Consider the following 18,451-nt stretch of genomic DNA (forward strand, 5'->3'; position numbering starts at 1 on the left):
TTAAACACCGGGTGCAGGGTAACAGTACAGATGAGTGAATTTAAATTTTTACAGGAAAAACATTACCTTCAGCAACTCAGTCGTGAGTTTGTCAAAGAATATCCGCACCTGGCCGATGTACTTGACCCGCATGACGAACAGAGCGGCAGTTTACTTGAAGGATTTGCGTTTCTCAGTGCCCGTCTTCAGGAAAAAGTGGATGACGCTTTTCCTGAAATTACCCTGCCTCTTTTACAGCGCCTGCAATCCAGAGCAATCAAAGGTATTCCCGCAACCGCAATTGTACAGTTTGACAGCGGAGGAAAAATTGATTTTCCGTTGGATATTCCGGCCGGAACAGTAATCAAAGGGAACGAGGGTGAGATTTTCTCAACCTGTAATAATACGACATTACAGCCCTACACTCTCATTGGTCGCTATGTAACACACCATCCGTCCAAAACATGTTTGTCACTGGAATTTAAGTACAGAGGAAACAAAGAGGAGCATGCGACCGCCCCTTTCTCTTTATTTCTGGATAAATCCGTTTCATCTGCTAACACATTACTGTTATGGTTTTGCCAGTATTTCGGACATATCGAATTAGAGCACAATAATACACGTTACCACGGTGATGAAACCCGGTTTAATTTCATTCCTCAGGTAGGACAGAACAATACTGTTTTATATCACCCGGAAAACAAACCTAACTGGCCACAAAAACTGCTGGAAGGGTTATATATTGACCATGTTCATCATTTTATTGACATCGACATTCCGGTAATTGTACCAACCCTGGAATGGGAAGAATCAGATTCCTTTTTATTGCATATCTATTTCAACAAACAACTTCCGTTGCATAATGATGTATTATCAGGGAGTTTTAACCTTAACTGTATTGCTGTTGTTAATGAAGAAGAGCAAAAAGAAATTATTTTAGATTTTCAGGAAAATGAATCTGTTTACTATTTACCGGTAGAGGGCACTCATTTTATTACGACACTTGAAAATATTCAGCTGGCTTTTGAGCCACATGATGAACAACGGGGCATAGTCGCTAATTTTTATCCTGTTACTCATCTCACGCCATCATCGCGGCTGCTGCCAAAATATAAAGACGCCTGGTTTTATGCGCTCAGTATTGATAAAACGATCACCGGAAAAAATAATTATTATATACATTTTTATAATAGTCAGGGTGAAGTAATAACGACCCCGCCCGGACCTCATTTCCGGTGTTGTTACCGTTGTATCATTAATAACCCACAGAGTAATCCCGGTGATATCTGTCATTTAAGCCCGTTACTGCCTGATCTGCTTACAGCAAAAAATATTACAGCATGCACACCCTGCTATCCCCCGATAACGGATAACAAATACTATTGGAATCTGTTATCTCATTACAGTGCGAATGGGTTTATGCTTTCTTCTGTTGAATCTGTTAAGCAAATGGTCAGCGACTATATTTTATATCAAGAGAATGACCGCCAGCGCTGCAAACAAATTAATCAGCGTCTGGAAGGATTAACCGATATTAATACAGCCCTTGAGGATCGCCTGATGAAAGGCAAGCCCTATCGCTGTCTTTCTCTGACGATGACATTAAATCCGGAAAAATTTGATAACCACGGTGATGCTTTTATGTTTGTAATGCATTTATATCACTTTTTCCCGTTTTGTCTTTCAGAAAATATGCTGCTGAAAATGAATGTTAAATTTACCGACAGTGACAATACATGGTACCTGTCTCCATATTTACTTCGTGGATATAAATCGTTGATTTAAATTGATGGAGAGGGGATCGCAGACAGATGATCAGGGCTACTTCAGCAGCCCTGTACCAGAGGTGTCGTTGCTGACATTATTTCTTCTTATTAAGCATCGACTTTAAATCTGCAAAAGGATTATAGGTCGCTTCACCAACATCTTTCTGCGCATCCTCTCCCGCGACAACTCTTGTACCGTACAGGTCTGCTTCAGTGTACTTCGAGTGTTCGTGGTCATGGCAAAACAGACACAACAACTCCCAGTTACTGCCATCTTCCGGGTTATTAGTATGGTCGTGATCGATATGGTGAACGGTTAATTCACGCAGGTTTGAATAAACAAACTCCCGTGTGCAGCGTCCACATACCCACGGATAGATTTTTAGGGCTTTCTCACGGTAGCCGCTTTCCAGCCGCGCGTAGTTTTTGGGGATAAGAGCCATTGCAATGTTGCCTGTTATAAAAAGAGTGTTTTACGATAGTGCCCCCAATATACCCCATAATGAATCAGAAAGAGAAACGTAAGCACGAAAAAACGTGTCGTGGTCATGAAACACCTCTTGTTAAGATGATAATCTTACCACCTAAAATGATGTCCGGAATAATTAAACCACTATGCCCGGTGAGTAACAGGCTTTGTGATGAATTATTATGTTTCTGCCGGCATCCTTCTTCTTTTCTCACCAATACTACATGTACTGCTTAACTTAATTCATATTTAAATATAAAGCGTTGTCTCTGCTGATTTCAACCTGACAAATTTGTAATCTTTTTGTCAGGTTATACTCCAGGATCCCATACTATTATCTCCTCTGAATACCACATCTATAAAAGGAATATTTAATGAAAAAAAATTTATTATCAGTATTGTTATTATCCTCATTAATTTTACCAGCAACCGGATTTGCTTCTGATCTTTTAAGCGTACATATACTTAACCAACAAACAGGGAGCCCTGCAAGTAACGTCAATGTAATACTGGAACAAAAGCAAGGTGGTAGCTGGCACATTCTGAATACAGCAAAGACAAATAATGATGGCAGAATACAAAAGCTGTGGCCTGATAATGTTAATGAGAAAAAAGGAATATATAGAGTTACATTTAAAACCAGCGAGTATTTTAAAGATAATAATTTAAAAAGCTTCTTCCCGGAAATTCCTGTTGAATTTAATATAGAGGACACTAGTCAGCATTATCATATACCATTGCTATTAAGCCAATATGGATACTCCACTTATCGGGGTAGTTAATATACAGATACTTTATTGATAAACTACTTTGCCTGCCTGGTCTCTCGCCGGGCTAATTTTTATATAAAAAGCCCCGCTATTTAGCGAGGCTAGCTATTTTCAGTAATCTATTTTTACTGTTCGACAACTTGGCAAATATTCAGCATATTTTTCCTATATACATATAATACTGGGTATCACCAGAAAGTTACGGTTATCGTTTGTGATGGGTATGGTGTTGGCGTTGGTGAAACCATTGGCGTTGTTGGGATCGGTGTTGTTACCGGTGGTATTGGTGAGCATGTGGGTATTGGCGGGCATGTTGGTTTCGGCTTCTCTGGCTCTTCACCTTTACAGCAGCACTTGCAATAGTTATTCACTATGATTTTGATTACTGTCTGTCCATTTTCACAACAAACTTCTTTTGTCACTTCAGTCATTTTCAATTCCTCAGATAACATAACTCAACATTGAGATGTATAAAAATACAGCATTTATGTTTCGTTTTAATCGGTATCGTTACCCAGGAGTATGACCTTATCTACTGTTACTTTTCATTCCTCTCTACATCTGCCTTCCGGATACCCATTAGTTGCCCGTTCACTACATCAAGTGCAGTCAGCAACGGCTCAATCCACTCAGCCGCCCAGCAATATGTCAGTCGGTGGGTGGTAATGGCACCAGCACCGGTTGTGTCAGTTATGCCGGGAGAGGAACGCATTGCTGATTCACGGAGGGTGTAGGCATGACTGAGCAGCCCGTCAGCAACAGACTGAGGAATATATAAATTGCAGGTAGACTCTTTACGGATGATGGTGCGGTATTCAATCTGTTTCTCCTGTGATTTAGCTTCTGCCTGCATGTTCCGGCTGGCATTCTCGGCAGCAGCGCGGTCAAAGATATTAAAGCTGGTGTAGGCGTTATCAATCACCTTTTGCTGATCACTTTGTCTTTATGCTGCCCTTCCGATTGCCCGGCTGACAGCAGGCTGAACATCCAAAGCCCGAAAAACACCACCGCCCATAACCAGCCGTTAAATAAGACAGAAATAATCTTTTTCATAATTATTCACACTGATAATTAATCACCCCAGCCTGCGGATACCCCGGCAGCGGCTTGCAGTAATTCGGGAGTGAATACAGATAACAATCAGCCAGAAGACTGGCAGTGAGTAAAATGATAGCGGGAATAATCGGTACTACAGAGTTCCGCAACATACCGCATTCTCCGTATTACACTGGTTAATAAGCCCCTGCCATTGTTTGCCACCGGCATAGAGAGGAGAACCATATTTCCAGACGCGGCGTAATTCCGCAAATAGTTCCAGTGCATAGCTGTTTGATTTCGTAGCTATCCACTGGTCGAGAATATCCACCAGCCGGATATATTTCACATCACAGAAAACTTCACGTCCGCCGAAACTGCCCTCAATCTGTTTCAGACGGCAACAATAGGTGTGATAACTCGCCGTACTCAGCTTATGACGCTTAACCTTAGCCTCCAGATCGGCCTTATAGCGATTTATCACCCCAATCACTGACTCAGCCGTCAGTCCTTCTTTCGCCGTTTCCTGTGCCTTCTCACGCGCAATATCTAACGACAACTCCGGCCACTGACCCAATTTACGGCCTTTTAGCTGCATCCCTTTTGGAAACTCCGCATAAATGGTAACCTTACCGCCTTTGCTGAAATCAAATCGTAAAAAGTTATCCATTTCATACTTCGTTCTGCGGGATTTTTTGAGATAATTTAAGATAGTGACAGCAGCAGTAACACAAATTTTCATGTCCCGGCTTGTATATACCCAACGTCATTCAAGATGCAGGCAGGCGGCAAGGGAAGCCAGACGGGGGAGCATAGATAAACTATGTGACCCGGCTGGCTGAGCGCAGCCAACGCACCTGCAGTTTGAATGAATAAGAGTATAGGGCGGTTTACTGGCTTCCCAGCGTGATAACGCGGTTATATAATCAGCCTTACCGGCGTCTGCGGGGTCATTCGTAACACAAAGTTCCATAAAACTCCTTATTTTGCAGTCACTTATAGCGCGGCTCACAAACTAGGGTATTTTAGGGCAGGAGTAAAGGCTTGTGTTGCTATTTTGTGTTGCTGAGCCGGTAAATACAATGTTTTGATACTGGTTATATTTACACGTAAGGGTTAAATAGTAACGTATAAGTGCAAGATATAAGTTGCTGAATTTTAAATGATTTATATGGTGATAGCGACTATGGCGTTACTGATTACTGAGCGTTGTATCAATTGTGATATGTGTGAGAGTGAGTAAATAGTTTTTGTTACTCAAGTGGTTAGAATTTGGTGTTGTGGCTTGTGTTGTTGGTTTTATTTACTTGAACAAACGGTAAACTTTGCGATAATGCAATATTATATCGAGTACCTTCATATTAACCATTAAACATATTTATAATGTTATTATATAATTATTCTTATTTACTTTTGTTTAGTTATAAATTTAACAGTATACTTTTGAAGTATGGTAACTTTAGACTATCCATAGGCTAATATCATAGCTCAGGAACTTCTTGATTCAGTCAGACACAGTATTGATACTCAATTTGAAAAAAAAACCATTGCTTTAATGAATTTACGAAAAAAGTGAATACATATTAAAACTATTTTATGAAGAGATTATAAGAACAGAAAATAAAAAAATTACGATAGCTACAAGTATTATTAATTAACCTCCCATCTGTTATTAAATTCAATATCATCACTGATAGATTATTTTCACCTACATTCAAAAATTGCGTTAGGATATAATAATAAATTCTTAATTAAAATCCAATACAGGACTATAATCACAAAAAAACATATTCAATAGTTATAATAAAATAGATAAAACAATTCATGAATTTGATGATATTCGTGCATTCAATGAAAGAAATTGTAAGTTAGAATACCATACTGATTATGATGCTTTGAAGGTGCATGAAAATCATTTTTATCATTACTATGATGCCATAAAATCCATCTGTTAGGCATTTGGAGTGATAATCCCCCCGAAAAACCAGAGTATTTATAAGTGGAATTTTCTCGTAACATGCATAAGGGACAGCTCAGGCAAACAGAGTAAAATACACCCAATTAATTGAAATACAAATAAATACTGGCAACAAAATCACTAATTACCATATTAAATTGAAGAATTTTTGGGTTATATCGACGTATTTAATGGAGACTAAATCCCAATATCATTGAGTGAAAAATAAAATGGATATGTGATTTAGAACTCAAATTGTCTAAAAAAAAATCATTTTTAACATAAATATCTAAAACGTTCAAAGTACTCATACAAAAAGTATAACAGAAGGGAAAACTGGAACTTATTTTAATTATGCTATATTAAAAATATCTCATTCATTGTGCTGGTGATGATTATTCCATTCGACCACTAGACTTTCATTACTAAGTTATGGTAGTGTTTAATAAAATTATTGCGATTATGGCGGAAATTGTGATTGACGCAAGCATAGCCCTTACCTTAACAGTTGAAGTGTATAATAGAAGAAAACCGATTTTTGATGCTGTATCTAATTGGTATATTGAAAAATTTGAAACTGATATAGTCGTAACTGGATCAGGTAATGTAGGTAAGTCCACATTAGCGGACAGGTTAACATCTGCATTATATGAGAAAAATTTTACTCCCCCAGACAAGCATTCATCTAATATTGAACATGCCTTGATCCGTATCAATGGAGAGATTAGACCTAAGAAACTTGTAATATTACCTGGCCAAGTGGGCTTAGAATCCTATAAAGATGGAATAAAAACACATTTAGTTAATGGAGTTCGAACCTCTGGCTTAATATATGTAGTTGATTGGGGTTACAGAGTTCCTAGAGAGCAATATTCGCAATTACGCCTCATAGCTGATGGCTTGGATTCTATTGAAAGACTAGCTGAAGATTATAGAAAGAAAGAGTTAAAACATTTCGCTGATACTATGCTACATGCTTCTGTTTCTGGCATTAATTGGTTGTTTATTGTAATTAATAAATGTGATTTATTTCCTAATAGAATAGGTGAAGTGATTAATTACTATGAAGAGTCATTCTCTCCAATCATAAATCAATATTGTAAAGAAATCAAAGTTGAATTTATGCCAATGATATCGGTTCATCGTGCGCTATCTTTTAACAAATGTAATCTCATTTCAACGGTAAACGCAATATATACACAAAAAAACAATGCTAGAAACCTTTTTTGAAAAAAATTAGCAGAATGTAACTTTAGGTAAGATATTATGAACGATATGATAACAGAAAAAATATATCCATACTCTAAACTCATTAATAGAAAGATCTGTTTTATTAAATGATTCAATTAGATATAGACGACAAGTAATTACACGTTTATTTACAATAAATATAATCTATTTTTTTCTCTCTTACTTTTTTTATTTTCAATATTCTGCTTTTTTTTTATTAAAAAAATGACATGCTCTCAAAAAAATATTTCATTTGAGTTAATACCATTGCTGTTTACAGCAATTTCATTAATAGCTATATTTGCAACCTTATCGGCTTATAACTTTCAAAAAAAAGAAACGTATAATAGCCTTAATCGATATTGATATAAATCAATTAGAAAATCTTTTAAGTTATATTGATGACTATAAAATGTATTTGGAAAAAAAAAATAAATGATTCCTTTGAACGCGATGATAAGAATATAAATGTGAATGAATTGATTGATGCATTAAACCAAGCGAATTTCAAACTTAGATATATACAATTTTCATATAAAAAGAGTGTTTAACTACACTCTTTTTATATCCTGAAAGTTATTTATCTGTAAAACACCTTCATTTGCTATAAATAAAAAATCAATAATCATTCTATTTCTAAGTTCAACTGATAAGAATTATTATTTTTTCCTGTAATTAATTTATTTGACAACCTATTTTTCACGACACTTGCTACAACCTGAGCTAACTTACATGGCACCGCATTACCAATTTGGCTAAATACCTTTGATTGAGGGCCAATGAATATATAATCACTAGGAAATGTTTGCAGTATAATTGCCTCACCTACAGTTAGCCTTCTCAATCTCTTTGGAGCATCACCGTATGCTGCCTTTTTAGTGCCATCAACCAAAGATTTATGGTGCTCTTCTACCCAGCTAGGCATATCATCATATAAGTGTTCCTCGTCAATTATAGGTGTTCGATTACCCCCCATACTCGCAGGTAAAGTACTCGACCATGCATCCGGATTCAGAGGTCGACCTTGTCCATTGAATAACATTCCAGCATATGCGGATTTTCTTAGTACTGGTTTTTCAGCTAAAGTTATTTTTTGCTTTTGTTATTCTTGTATTGTTTTCACTACCAGCTCGCCCTAAATGAACAATAGCCTCACGCAAAGAAATTGCTTTTTTCTTTTTTTTACTTCAAAATCAGCAGATGTAATTTCTTTATTCTCACCTAATATCCCAAGTAAAAACATACGTTCCCGAGACTGAGGCACACCAAAGTCTTTAGCATTGAGAATAACCATAGATAAACCATATCCCAATGAATTCATTCTTCGGAATATTTCTTCTCTGATTCCCTTAAATTTATCTAAAGTTGCCAATGATTTCACATTTTCCATAATAAAGGCTCTAGGCATAACTCTTTTTACGACGTCGCAATAGGAAAATACCAGTTTTGATCTTGGGTCATCCAGATTCATCCTACCAGCAACCGAAAATCCTTGGCATGGAGGACCTCCTACAACTAAATCAACCCCTTTGTATTTTTCCAATTCATCAAGGTAACTTAAAATATCACCTTCATATAACATTGTATTTTGATGATTTTTTTTATATGTTTGGCATGCATATGAATCTATTTCATTTGCAGCTATAATCTCAAAACCGGCATTTTGGACACCAACATCCATGCCTCCAGCACCACTGAAAAGAGAAATCGCTTTCATCGGACCTCGCGAAATATGTGAATTTCGAATATTCCGATACTTATAGCATAATTCTTAAATCATGAATACAAAAAAAAACTATCCATAACCCTATCTACAGTGAACTAGTTACTCGTTTGGCAGAGGAACGCAAGCGTCTATGCTTATCACAGTTAGAGGTAGCCAATGCTCTTAATCTTACACAAGCTGATATATCAAAAATTGAAAATAGTGAACGGCGTTTGGATGTTTTAGAGTTAAAGAAACTTTTAGATGTTTATAGAGTATCTGAAAATAAGAAACTTCATAAAATTATAATTGATTTTTTCTGTATAGGCTCATAATGAAAATAAAAGATAGAAATGAAAAAGCAAAACAATATATTTTAGACCAACTCGAGCTTGTGGCCTCATTAACGGAGAGTGACTTTAAAGATCTAAAGAATTATCATAAATTGAAAGTCATTGCTAGAGACCTTATTTATGTAAAGGCTATGGGGTTTAGGGGCGTTGTGGCAACTGCATTAACGGGGAAATTTCTAGACAAGGACTATGATTATTTAAATGATTTTTATCATTGTAATCCGCGGTCTATATTCGAGAATGGAATATTCTATGCATTTCAAATAATGAAGATTCCTTGTGGAAAATCTGACCCTCTTAATGTAGCCAAAAATAATAGTATATTAGATGAAAATTGGGCAAAGGGTAAAAGACCACAAAAAAACAGCAATGGCTGTTATAAATATGCTAAGAATGATATCCAATGAAACTGATGATATCATAAAAAATAAATATATAAATTATTTCTTTTTTAAACTTCACTCATACTCAAAAGAATGTGGTTCCATACCCATTCAAAGTTTAAAGGAAACATCTCTACCAAATCAATTGATTGCATTTAGACTAGTTAGATTTACCTTAAGGTACCCCGAGTCGGGTGCAATACCACAATTTGTGATTGCTAAAATTCTAGAATCTCTTTATAAATATTCGACTATTGATGTAATAGGAGGAACTGAAAGTGTTTTTGGTACAAATACCACATCTAAAAAACCCGCTGACATTTGGTTGGAACAAGATAAAAAAAATATTAAACTTATACGAAATCACTGTTAAAAAAAATTGACCACAAACGCTTAGATGATAGTATTCAAGCTCTTTCAGATACGAAATGTTTAGATAAAACAATAATTTTCATATGTCGGCTACCTGATGATGTAATTACATTAGATGGTTATCAAAATGGAGCAATGATTTATAAAAATAAAACATTTAACTTTATTGATATATCTAACTTCATTCTTTCTGCAATATCTTTATTACCTAAAGAGCTACTTGATACTTTAATTCAGGATATAGAGTTATTTATTTGTTCTTATATGAGACCTGAAAAAACAAAAAAACGGTTGGAATACGATTTTCATCGATTAGTATTTTCCCACCTCCCACCGCGGATAACAATCCGGCGCATACGCCACAATACACCCGATATCATTAGCATATGCCCCGCCGCCGCCGAGTGCGGCGAGGTCGATTACCCGTCTTACATTACCTGAGTTATTAACCCCGTAACCGAATACCAGGCTGAAAAAAACTGCCTTCAACCGATGCTGAAATATAACTCAGTACCATACAACCCCGGTAGCCGGAGCGGTAATCAAGAGGTTTATCTTTATCAAACAGTGTGCCGCCAAATGTCAGATCCGTAATAATATCTTTTATTCTGAGCGGAAATTGTGATGATGAGTAAAAAAAGTGCGCCATCTTCATTATAGATATTAATACCAAAGCCTTTATTTACATCTGACTCAACAATAGGTCTGTAGATATAAATATTTAATGTATCTGATGCTACGACATTTATCTGTGTATGTGTTTTATTCCATCTATACCTGAGCATTGTTGCCTCAGTACCATCCTGCCTTGCGTTCCTGTGAAATAAAATATATTTATCCCACATATCCGGATACTTAATTTTATACCCGGTGTCTATCCAGTGCTCATACTCTCCGCTATCTTTTGAGAAGTCGCTCATGTCTATTATTTTTTCCAGAACATACGTCACGGATGATAACAAACCTATTTCACTGCCATTAATTGAAATGACCGGTTTAATATTATCCTCCTATTAATTTAAAAACATGAATTACAGGAATAGTTGCACTCTTTACGCCATTTTTACCTGAATACGTCCATTCAACCCGGTTACCATTTACCTTTAAGTTCTCAATTATGGGATATCTTGAAGTTGTTTCTGACCGGTGTGTTACGATGGGAACGGCTATAATCTTCCCGCCGTCTTTCAGATATTTTTCATTTATAATGATTGAGTTTCTTTTAAAATCAACTTGTTCAGAATGAATAACGGTCAGTAATGAATCAATAATATTGTCGATTTCACCTGTTTCATGATAAACATTAAATACGGTTTTTTTTTGTCATTCATCGTCCTCACTCCAATCATAGTCTGATTCGTCGTCATCTTCTTTCAGACCAATTTCAATCCGGATGTTGCCATTTGAATCACGCAGACACAGACCGGAGCCGTTGAAACTCAAACTACTTCCGCCTTCATTAGCATTCATTTCAAATGAATTTTTCTTTGCATCCATAATGAATCCTTTTTTACCGGGAATATAGTTGTCTGACTCCATTTTATTGCTGACCACCACACTATTCAGCCACGCCTTATTAATAAACGACTCTCGCATAAAGACCTGACCATTTTTGATATACATAAACAGATCCATGGACTTTGTTGCAGGGTTATAGAATGCGAAACTGTCGGCACTAAAACCGATAGACGTTTTTACTTTCCCGTGACTGACTTCTGCCCCGATAACCATACCGGCCTTATGTTCGATACCGTGTACTCTGATACCGGCATTGACAGAATGCAGTGCATAGCCGTTTCTGTTCTGCTCAAACATCGCTGTGGTTTTGGTGTTAATTACCGCTTCCTGCGATTTTAATACTGCCTGAACCTGCTGTTCAGATTGTGAAAATGTACGGTTCAGTGTGGTGATACTGTTCGTATTACTTAATACCGATGATTTTATTTCGCCAACTGAGGATTTCACCTCCGATATTGTTTGTGACCAGCTGCGTTCCTTATTTGTATATGCCCGTTCAATACGGTTAATTTCCGATATATTTTTATTTGTGGCAGAGGTCAGTTCCCGTTTGTCGGTTTTAATTAAATTACTTTGTGTCCGGAGATCGTCTGTTATTTTGTCGATATCCTGACTGTTTTGTCTTAGTTTGTTATTAACCTCCGACTTCAGATTACTGACAGCAGTATCATTACTCTGTAGCCGTCCTTTTAATCCTCTTATCTCAGATTTGTTACTATTATCAGAAGATTTTATTTCTGCAATTTTATTGCTTTGCGTTTTCAGTTCATTCTCTACCTTCCCAAGAACCTGATTGCTTTGTCTTAATTTATTATTAACCTCTGACTTCAGATTACTGACAGCGGTATCATTACTCTGTAGCCGTACTTTTAACCCTCTTATCTCAGATTTATTACTATTATCAGAAGACTTTATTTCTGTAATTTTATTGCCTTGCGCTCTCAGGTCGCTCTCTACTCTTCCCAGATCCTGCTGGTTTTTAGTCAGCTTATGACTAAGTTCAGATTTAGCCTGACTTACACCATCATCACTTATCTGTAATTTATCCTTCAGCCCTTTTATTTCTGATTTATTTCGGTTATCCGTTAGTTTTAACCCTATGTTCAGATTTCTAATATTCTGATCATGTAATTGCTTTGCGCTGCTAAGATAGCCAATATCATTATTAAGTTGCTTAATAACATCCGATTGCTGAAAATCCCTGTTTGCCTGCTGAAGAATCTCTCCGGCATGGCTTTCCGGTATACCGCTCCCCTCAGTGAAACCGGATTTTCCGACAATATTAACACTGCGGACATAGACAAAATAACGTTGTCCGGCTTTCAGGTTGCTCCCCTGAATAACCCACATTGAACCATTACCGAGATAAGATGCAGCGGATTCAATTTCCCGGTGATCTTTTATCTGTTCTTCAGAAAACCAAAATTCATACTGATTGCGCAGGCTATTCCGCCCTGCTGCACGGGGAACCACACTTAAACTGAAATACCCCGGAGCCACATCAATCTGCGATGGTGCTTCCGGCGGATTAACTGAAAATTTAGTGCTGATCGGTTCTCCTTTCTGCCCTCTGTCATTCTGCGGAGTGACCACCAGCGTATAATCGCCTTCCGGCATACCACTGAACCGGTAAAATGAATCTTTCGTCATGGCGGTTCCGGCAACTCGCTCACCCATTAACAGCTTCAGATGATACGCCATCCCCCGCAGCGCATAAGGGGAATTCCACGCTGCTTCTGCCTGCCATGCCTCATTATCACTGGTTATTTCAACGGTCAGGTTTTCGACGGGAGGGATAAAACCACTGGCTGGAGTGTCCGGTTTTGGCTCAAATACAGCACCTTTATCGACAATCGCCTCTTTTGCAGGTTCATGCTGAACAGCCGTGACAGTGAATGAGCCATCACCATTATCTGCCAGCGAAACGGCACGGAACAACCGGCGGCGCAATGACGGCAGTGTCAGCGCCCAGACAGAGTGCGCCGCTGTTCCTTCCGGGATCGCTTCGGGGATAATTTGATTACCGGCAGGATAACCGATCACTTTGATGGTTTTTGGCATCCCGCTGCCGTCAATCAGGGAAACATACGCATCGCCGTTTACCGGCTTTTCAATATCACGATCCAGCAGCAGTGTTTTATTTTCGTGATCGACAGACAAAATACGCCCGCCAATCTGTGCCGCTACCCAGTCATTGTCTGCCACTTCAAAAATATCACCCGGTGTATGGCGCAACCCTTCCGCCCCGATTTTAAATTCAACGGTCCGGGTCTCCAGTTTTTCCGTTGTCAGTATCCACAGCCCGTGGCGGTGAGCCTGCCCGCGACTGGTGCATCCGAATGCAGACACCCGCAGGACATTGCGCCCGTTTTTTGCCACCGAAATATCATCAGAGACCTGCTCTATACTGGTTTTCCAGCCATTATCCGGATCAACAAACCGGACTTCGATAATATTATGGCGAGCCTTTACCGGACTGAAACTGTACTCAAATACCCCTTCAGCCACATTGGCATTGGTATACGGCCACACTGAGTCGGAGGCTCTGTCCTGGACAAAGGTCAGCATCTGCCCGTTCCACACCGGCATAATCCGCATAGATGAGCACAATTCGCTGATCACATCATAGGCTTTGCGCAAATCCGTAATATAAGCATTACAGCGGACACGCGGCTCCCGCCCGCCGAATCCGTCATCCACCTCCCGGTCGCAATACTGACCAATCATATACAGTGCGAATTTATCCACCTCTGCAATTTTCAGCCGCTGTCCCAGTCCGTAGCGCGGATGTGTCAGTAAATCCCACAGCACCCATGCCGGATTATCAGTCCAGGACGGTTTGAATGTTCCGTCCCAGATACCGGTATATTGCCGGGTGTCCGGATGATAATTTGACGGCACCGGAATAATCCGGCCTTTAATCAGATAATTACGGCGGGGAAATTTATTACCAAACTGCTCACTTTCAAACGTCAGCCCGGCAACCGCAGAGCCCGGGTATATCTGATTAATATCAATCAGCTCCGAATAACCTGACCAGACGGTATTATTGCGGAGCCGGTCGCTGTGACTGTCCGATGTCAGCCGGGTCATCCGTATGCTGAACGGTGCCGGCGGTAAATTATCTAAGATAACCGCCATCAGATACGGCGAGTTGCTGCGCTTACCCGCGATAGAAATATTTTTTTCCGTGATCCAACTGCCATTGCGCTGTATCTGAATAATCAGGCGCACAGTTGTCGCGACACTGTCTCCGTTAGCTTTTGATTCAACCAGTGACTGTGTCCCGAACGTCAGCCGCAGCCGGTCAATATCCGGAGCCGTAATAGTCCGTGTCACCGGCTGATTGCATTTCATTTCAATACCGACAGGCACCTCATTGGCTGATGACGTAAACCCCTGTAGCGCGGGCTGTTCGAGTGTTCCCGAGCGCCACTGTATCGTCATCCCGTTCACTGTACTGTTACCGGAGCCGTCGATCACCGGTGTATCATCGAGATAAACGCAGGTGAGATCGTCGATGACATTGTTTATCTCTTCCGGACCCTCAATCGGTCCTTCGCTGATCAGGTCAATTAGTGATATTTTCTGCCGCGAGCTTAAATCATTTGGTGCCTCATAAGGCGTACGCTGACCACCACCACCTTTTCCCATTTTTATCTCACTCAGCCGCCATGTTTACCGGCAGCAATATATTTATGTTCACTGTCATCCATGACCTCGAGTGATTGTGATATCACCCGTGACCCGCACATGATCCGCCCGTAGGCAACAGGGACAGCCATTCCCTGTGCAACGGCATTATCTAAATTACTGAAATACGTATTTCCTTTCTCTTCCTCACCACGCGAGGCATCCGGTTGTTTCACAACAGGTGTCAGCATCTGCGCAACACCGCCTATCATCATTGCCGCACCGGCAGACATCAGTGCGCCTCCGGCATACCAGCCGTAAGGGTTCCACCAGCCGACAATGAGAATGGCGGCTCCGGCGATAAACTGGAGAAGTCCGCCATTTTTAGCCCCCTCAATTCGCGGAATGATATGAATGACCGCATTACCCGGCAGTTTTTCATGAAACCGCTGGTGAATTTCATCAGGAGCAACATCACTGCCGGCGATCCGGATCTGATACCAGCCATCACGGATACACTGCCGGAGTTGCGGTAACTGAAGAAACAGCGCATGAAGACCTTCCGCTGCGGTGCTGACACTTAAATCAAAACGGCGTCCAAATCGTTGCAGATCCCCGTAAAGCCGAAAGGTTGCCAGTGGCGGTAGCGCCAAATTGAGTGAGTCATGTGTTGCCATCGTGGGTTATAAGCCTCGCGTTTGCTGAGTTGATTCGGAATATGGTGGAGAATAGTCTGGTCACCGGTATACAGCGCCGCATGATTTGCCCGGGAACTGGCATAACAGAACAGGATCACATCACCGGGGCAGATATCTTTTCTCACCCGGGAGAAGCCATTTTGTTCCATGTTATCCAGGTAGAGTTCCCCGCCGCGCCGCCACCAGTCATCCGCCCGTTCAAAGTCAGGAAGATTGATGCCAGCCAGATGATAAGCATCGCGGAACAGGCTGTAACAATCCGTTGTGCCGTGATGAAATATCCGCCCCAGCAGATGCGGCACCGGCTCAAACCGGCGAACAGTGTTATTGCAGACCAACAGCCACGGCAAACCACTGTTCACCTGCATAGCCCGGTCTGCCGCACTCAGATACGGCTCTCCGCCGGGATGACTGTGAACCACCGCCACCACCTCACCCTGTTCACCGGCGCGGATAAAATCATCACAACTAACAGAAAAATAGTGAGCCGGTTCCGCAGACCGGTTCTGATACGGAAGATAGTGCTCACCCTGCTGATTACGGATAATCAGGCCGCAGGACTCCCGTGGCGCGTCCGCAAGGGCGTGCGCCAGAATAGTATTAATCATAAATGTCTCTGGTTAACTCAGGCGGGATGTTGAAACAAAGGCACCTATCCGTGCCTGATTATTGCGAAGTTTGCAGTCCGGCAGTCGCTTACCGCACTTGTCTTTTGCCGGGTCACCCGTTGATTTTCCCCATTCATCGGCAACCGGCAGCCCGGAATAGCCGCATTCAGCAGAGCGGTATCTCCACGGACACACATCCGACAAAATGACCCGGCAAGGCAACATTGCGCCGTCTGTCTCACTGGGTGCCGCCAGCATAAAAGACGCTGTTTTATTATTCAGGCTGGTGACCTGCTCTATTACCCAGCGGCTGATGATTTCCTGTGACGGATCGGCATCCCGATTACCTTCCGCAAAGTTCTCCGCATCGAGGAACCGGGATTTCACTATCCGGCGGATAACATAACCGCCACCGGTACCATCCAGCTGACTGACAATGCCGGTAATCAGACCAAACAAATTAGACAGCGTAATTGTCGGTCGCCCGGACGGACCTTTTCCGCTGTAAGTGAATCCCTCTCCGCTGACCGGATAGGGAGCATAGGTCTGTTTCTGCCAGATAAGCGATTTTTGCTGATTATTCATACCGTTGTAAAACCGGTAACGTATTCCGCCGATATGAGTGAGATCGATTTCAAACAGTTCAATTTCAGGATCGGAGGAAAGCTCAGTAACAGCAATCCGCATTTCAGGAGAGATGTTTTGCATAAGATTTTCCATAAAAAAATTCAGGAAGGAATTAACGAGATGATTTATGTTGAAAAAAAATTAATATTATATTAATATCTTTATTTATTTAGAAATCAATGGGAAATCATTGTCTTAATTTAGCTTTGGTTACAAAAAATTATTTTGGTATAAATCACTCAGATATCTTAAATAATGAATTATCTTTTAAGTTGCTTAGCTATTACCAAATTAATTTAGTTTTTTGTAACAAAGATAAACAACATATAGTTCCACATAATATTTATTAACTTCCACTATCTCTGGGGAATTTTAAGGTAAAAGGCACCTGAAAATGAAAAAAAAATAGTAATGATGTCCCCTCTAACAATTTTAGCTGTATTCATGAACTTGGTCTGACTGGTGAAATACTCTCTATCAGTACTACTGATAAAAAAAGAGGCGACCTTAAGTTAAATGACGATTATGGTCCAGGAAAATCCGGTATGTGGGTCATCGCAGAAAATAAAAAAATTTGATCACGTAGTTCTACGCATTAAAGAACCTAACTCAACATATTATAAGGTATATACTGGTCGCTTTTTAAAGCTGTCCTCTGGAGAGAACCAGAAAAAGAAAATTGTACATTTTGATCAAACAACACTCGTTGGTATCTCAGATACAATTCCTCGCAAGTTCAATGGTGGTAAGTTTAGTGGACAAGGGAAAACTTATGTATCAATCCCAATTTCAGCCGAACCTATCATAGATAGTTCACAAAATTCCGAGCATCCAAAAAAGTTATCGTGACGGTTCCAAAACAACTATTACAACACGACCAGACCAGTCTAAATTCTCAGCTGCCGTCCGAGACAATTGTAAAAATCGATGTGTAATAACTGGTGCTACAATGCAATGTCGGACTGAAGCCGCTCATTTAATAGAACACCATAAAGAAGGCGAACCTGACAAAACAAATGGTTTGTTACTACGAAGAGATATACATGCACTCTTTGATCAAGGCCACTGTGCTATTAATCCTACAGATATGGTGGTGCACTTCAGCTCCGAATCACTTCAGAATGATAAAGATTTGGAAAAATTTAATCTAACTAAAATAGGACCAGAAAAATTAAAAAAACAAATTAATAAAAATAATCTCTTAGATCGTTGGAAAGATTTTTCGAAAAAGTATCGTAAGGGTCAGTAACTTCAATCTAACACCATGTAAACGGAACCAGTTAACCCAGCAGCCAACTGAAAAATGAACATACATTCTAAATTAATTTATAACATAGATTGACTCGTA

The 18,451-nt window shown here is 39.9% G+C and carries 19 protein-coding genes; 7 read left to right on the top strand and 12 right to left on the bottom strand.

Annotation, left to right across the window (positions count from 1 at the left end; all coding sequences use genetic code 11):
• The first annotated feature begins 30 nt into the window (after positions 1-30).
• Positions 31-1,764 carry a type VI secretion system baseplate subunit TssF gene (locus AYY16_RS06740; protein ID WP_067363699.1) on the top strand — a complete coding sequence of 578 codons (1,734 nt, stop codon included), beginning with the start codon at positions 31-33 and terminating at the stop codon, positions 1,762-1,764.
• A gap of 76 nt (positions 1,765-1,840) precedes the next feature.
• On the opposite strand, the gene yajD is transcribed toward AYY16_RS06740, so the two are convergent.
• On the bottom strand, positions 1,841-2,188 hold the full coding sequence (gene yajD / locus AYY16_RS06745) for an HNH nuclease YajD (protein ID WP_067363702.1): 348 nt from the start codon (positions 2,186-2,188) through the stop codon (positions 1,841-1,843).
• A gap of 400 nt (positions 2,189-2,588) precedes the next feature.
• Between yajD and uraH the strand changes: the two genes are divergently transcribed.
• A complete protein-coding gene (gene uraH / locus AYY16_RS06750) occupies positions 2,589-2,996 on the top strand; it encodes a hydroxyisourate hydrolase (RefSeq protein ID WP_067363705.1) in 408 nt (135 codons plus the stop codon).
• Positions 2,997-3,522: 526 nt separating this feature from the next.
• Here the strand turns inward: uraH and AYY16_RS06755 are convergent.
• From AYY16_RS06755 to AYY16_RS06760, 3 genes are all read right to left on the bottom strand, one after another.
• Positions 3,523-3,906: a hypothetical protein gene (locus AYY16_RS06755; RefSeq protein ID WP_067363708.1), complete on the bottom strand. Its 384-nt coding sequence runs from the start codon at positions 3,904-3,906 to the stop codon at positions 3,523-3,525.
• Positions 3,903-4,037, bottom strand: coding sequence for a hypothetical protein (locus tag AYY16_RS21405; protein WP_263317254.1), 135 nt, complete (start codon positions 4,035-4,037; stop codon positions 3,903-3,905). The genes AYY16_RS06755 and AYY16_RS21405 overlap by 4 nt, the downstream gene beginning before the upstream one ends.
• 136 nt (positions 4,038-4,173) lie before the next feature.
• The gene (locus tag AYY16_RS06760; RefSeq protein WP_150384615.1) at positions 4,174-4,689 is read right to left on the bottom strand and encodes a lysozyme; all 516 of its coding nucleotides are present in this window, start codon (positions 4,687-4,689) and stop codon (positions 4,174-4,176) included.
• A 1,725-nt stretch (positions 4,690-6,414) separates the two neighbouring features.
• Between AYY16_RS06760 and AYY16_RS06765 the strand changes: the two genes are divergently transcribed.
• On the top strand, positions 6,415-7,206 hold the full coding sequence (locus AYY16_RS06765) for a GTPase domain-containing protein (protein WP_162271042.1): 792 nt from the start codon (positions 6,415-6,417) through the stop codon (positions 7,204-7,206).
• Positions 7,207-7,831: 625 nt separating this feature from the next.
• Here the strand turns inward: AYY16_RS06765 and AYY16_RS20620 are convergent.
• Positions 7,832-8,182: a DNA cytosine methyltransferase gene (locus AYY16_RS20620; protein WP_208020724.1), complete on the bottom strand. Its 351-nt coding sequence runs from the start codon at positions 8,180-8,182 to the stop codon at positions 7,832-7,834.
• A 159-nt stretch (positions 8,183-8,341) separates the two neighbouring features.
• Positions 8,342-8,923 carry a DNA cytosine methyltransferase gene (locus AYY16_RS20625; protein ID WP_208020725.1) on the bottom strand — a complete coding sequence of 194 codons (582 nt, stop codon included), beginning with the start codon at positions 8,921-8,923 and terminating at the stop codon, positions 8,342-8,344.
• Between the two features lie 92 nt (positions 8,924-9,015).
• Here AYY16_RS20625 and AYY16_RS19610 point away from each other — a divergent pair, with 92 nt between their 5' ends.
• Positions 9,016-9,246, top strand: a complete 231-nt coding sequence (locus AYY16_RS19610) for a helix-turn-helix domain-containing protein (protein ID WP_268874130.1) — start codon at positions 9,016-9,018, stop codon at positions 9,244-9,246.
• Positions 9,246-9,671 carry a hypothetical protein gene (locus AYY16_RS06775; RefSeq protein WP_067363717.1) on the top strand — a complete coding sequence of 142 codons (426 nt, stop codon included), beginning with the start codon at positions 9,246-9,248 and terminating at the stop codon, positions 9,669-9,671. Before AYY16_RS19610 ends, AYY16_RS06775 begins: the two co-directional genes overlap by 1 nt.
• 660 nt (positions 9,672-10,331) lie before the next feature.
• On the opposite strand, the gene AYY16_RS20165 is transcribed toward AYY16_RS06775, so the two are convergent.
• The 6 genes from AYY16_RS20165 to AYY16_RS06805 all read right to left on the bottom strand — a co-directional run bounded on the left by AYY16_RS20165 (position 10,332) and on the right by AYY16_RS06805 (position 17,184).
• Positions 10,332-10,508 carry a hypothetical protein gene (locus AYY16_RS20165; protein ID WP_156664960.1) on the bottom strand — a complete coding sequence of 59 codons (177 nt, stop codon included), beginning with the start codon at positions 10,506-10,508 and terminating at the stop codon, positions 10,332-10,334.
• Between the two features lie 71 nt (positions 10,509-10,579).
• The gene (locus tag AYY16_RS20170) at positions 10,580-10,939 is read right to left on the bottom strand and encodes a hypothetical protein (RefSeq protein WP_156664961.1); all 360 of its coding nucleotides are present in this window, start codon (positions 10,937-10,939) and stop codon (positions 10,580-10,582) included.
• A 403-nt stretch (positions 10,940-11,342) separates the two neighbouring features.
• Complete coding sequence (gpJ, locus tag AYY16_RS06790) at positions 11,343-15,191, bottom strand: TipJ family phage tail tip protein (protein ID WP_082970613.1); 3,849 nt, start codon at positions 15,189-15,191, stop codon at positions 11,343-11,345.
• Positions 15,192-15,202: 11 nt separating this feature from the next.
• On the bottom strand, positions 15,203-15,847 hold the full coding sequence (locus tag AYY16_RS06795) for a tail assembly protein (RefSeq protein WP_067363726.1): 645 nt from the start codon (positions 15,845-15,847) through the stop codon (positions 15,203-15,205).
• Positions 15,751-16,476 carry a C40 family peptidase gene (locus AYY16_RS06800; RefSeq protein WP_067363728.1) on the bottom strand — a complete coding sequence of 242 codons (726 nt, stop codon included), beginning with the start codon at positions 16,474-16,476 and terminating at the stop codon, positions 15,751-15,753. Before AYY16_RS06800 ends, AYY16_RS06795 begins: the two co-directional genes overlap by 97 nt.
• Before the next feature lie 12 nt (positions 16,477-16,488).
• Entirely contained in the window at positions 16,489-17,184 is a 696-nt protein-coding gene (locus AYY16_RS06805; protein WP_067363732.1) for a phage minor tail protein L, read from the bottom strand.
• Positions 17,185-17,619: 435 nt separating this feature from the next.
• On the opposite strand from AYY16_RS06805, the gene AYY16_RS19615 reads away from it, so the two are divergent.
• Together AYY16_RS19615 and AYY16_RS19620 are read left to right on the top strand one after the other, a co-directional pair.
• Positions 17,620-17,952 (top strand): hypothetical protein, encoded by a 333-nt coding sequence (locus AYY16_RS19615; protein ID WP_082970614.1) that lies wholly within the window; start codon positions 17,620-17,622, stop codon positions 17,950-17,952.
• Positions 17,953-18,037: 85 nt separating this feature from the next.
• Positions 18,038-18,352, top strand: coding sequence for an HNH endonuclease signature motif containing protein (locus AYY16_RS19620; protein ID WP_268874131.1), 315 nt, complete (start codon positions 18,038-18,040; stop codon positions 18,350-18,352).
• Positions 18,353-18,451: the final 99 nt, after the last annotated feature.

This window comes from Morganella psychrotolerans (assembly GCF_001676155.1).
Lineage (GTDB): Bacteria > Pseudomonadota > Gammaproteobacteria > Enterobacterales > Enterobacteriaceae > Morganella > Morganella psychrotolerans.

Bases quoted from the DNA above. Each gene is read 5' to 3' on its own strand.
- AYY16_RS06805 (WP_067363732.1), bottom strand. From the start codon at position 17,184: ATGCAAAACATCTCTCCTGAAATGCGGATTGCTGTTACTGAGCTTTCC.
- yajD (WP_067363702.1), bottom strand. From the start codon at position 2,188: ATGGCTCTTATCCCCAAAAACTACGCGCGGCTGGAAAGCGGCTACCGT.
- AYY16_RS20170 (WP_156664961.1), bottom strand. From the start codon at position 10,939: ATGAGCGACTTCTCAAAAGATAGCGGAGAGTATGAGCACTGGATAGAC.
- AYY16_RS06800 (WP_067363728.1), bottom strand. From the start codon at position 16,476: ATGATTAATACTATTCTGGCGCACGCCCTTGCGGACGCGCCACGGGAG.
- AYY16_RS20625 (WP_208020725.1), bottom strand. From the start codon at position 8,923: ATGAAAGCGATTTCTCTTTTCAGTGGTGCTGGAGGCATGGATGTTGGT.
- AYY16_RS19615 (WP_082970614.1), top strand. From the start codon at position 17,620: ATGACGATTATGGTCCAGGAAAATCCGGTATGTGGGTCATCGCAGAAA.
- AYY16_RS06740 (WP_067363699.1), top strand. From the start codon at position 31: ATGAGTGAATTTAAATTTTTACAGGAAAAACATTACCTTCAGCAACTC.
- AYY16_RS20620 (WP_208020724.1), bottom strand. From the start codon at position 8,182: ATGGGGGGTAATCGAACACCTATAATTGACGAGGAACACTTATATGAT.
- AYY16_RS06775 (WP_067363717.1), top strand. From the start codon at position 9,246: ATGAAAATAAAAGATAGAAATGAAAAAGCAAAACAATATATTTTAGAC.
- AYY16_RS06795 (WP_067363726.1), bottom strand. From the start codon at position 15,847: ATGGCAACACATGACTCACTCAATTTGGCGCTACCGCCACTGGCAACC.
- AYY16_RS21405 (WP_263317254.1), bottom strand. From the start codon at position 4,037: ATGAAAAAGATTATTTCTGTCTTATTTAACGGCTGGTTATGGGCGGTG.
- gpJ (WP_082970613.1), bottom strand. From the start codon at position 15,191: ATGGGAAAAGGTGGTGGTGGTCAGCGTACGCCTTATGAGGCACCAAAT.
- AYY16_RS06760 (WP_150384615.1), bottom strand. From the start codon at position 4,689: ATGGATAACTTTTTACGATTTGATTTCAGCAAAGGCGGTAAGGTTACC.
- uraH (WP_067363705.1), top strand. From the start codon at position 2,589: ATGAAAAAAAATTTATTATCAGTATTGTTATTATCCTCATTAATTTTA.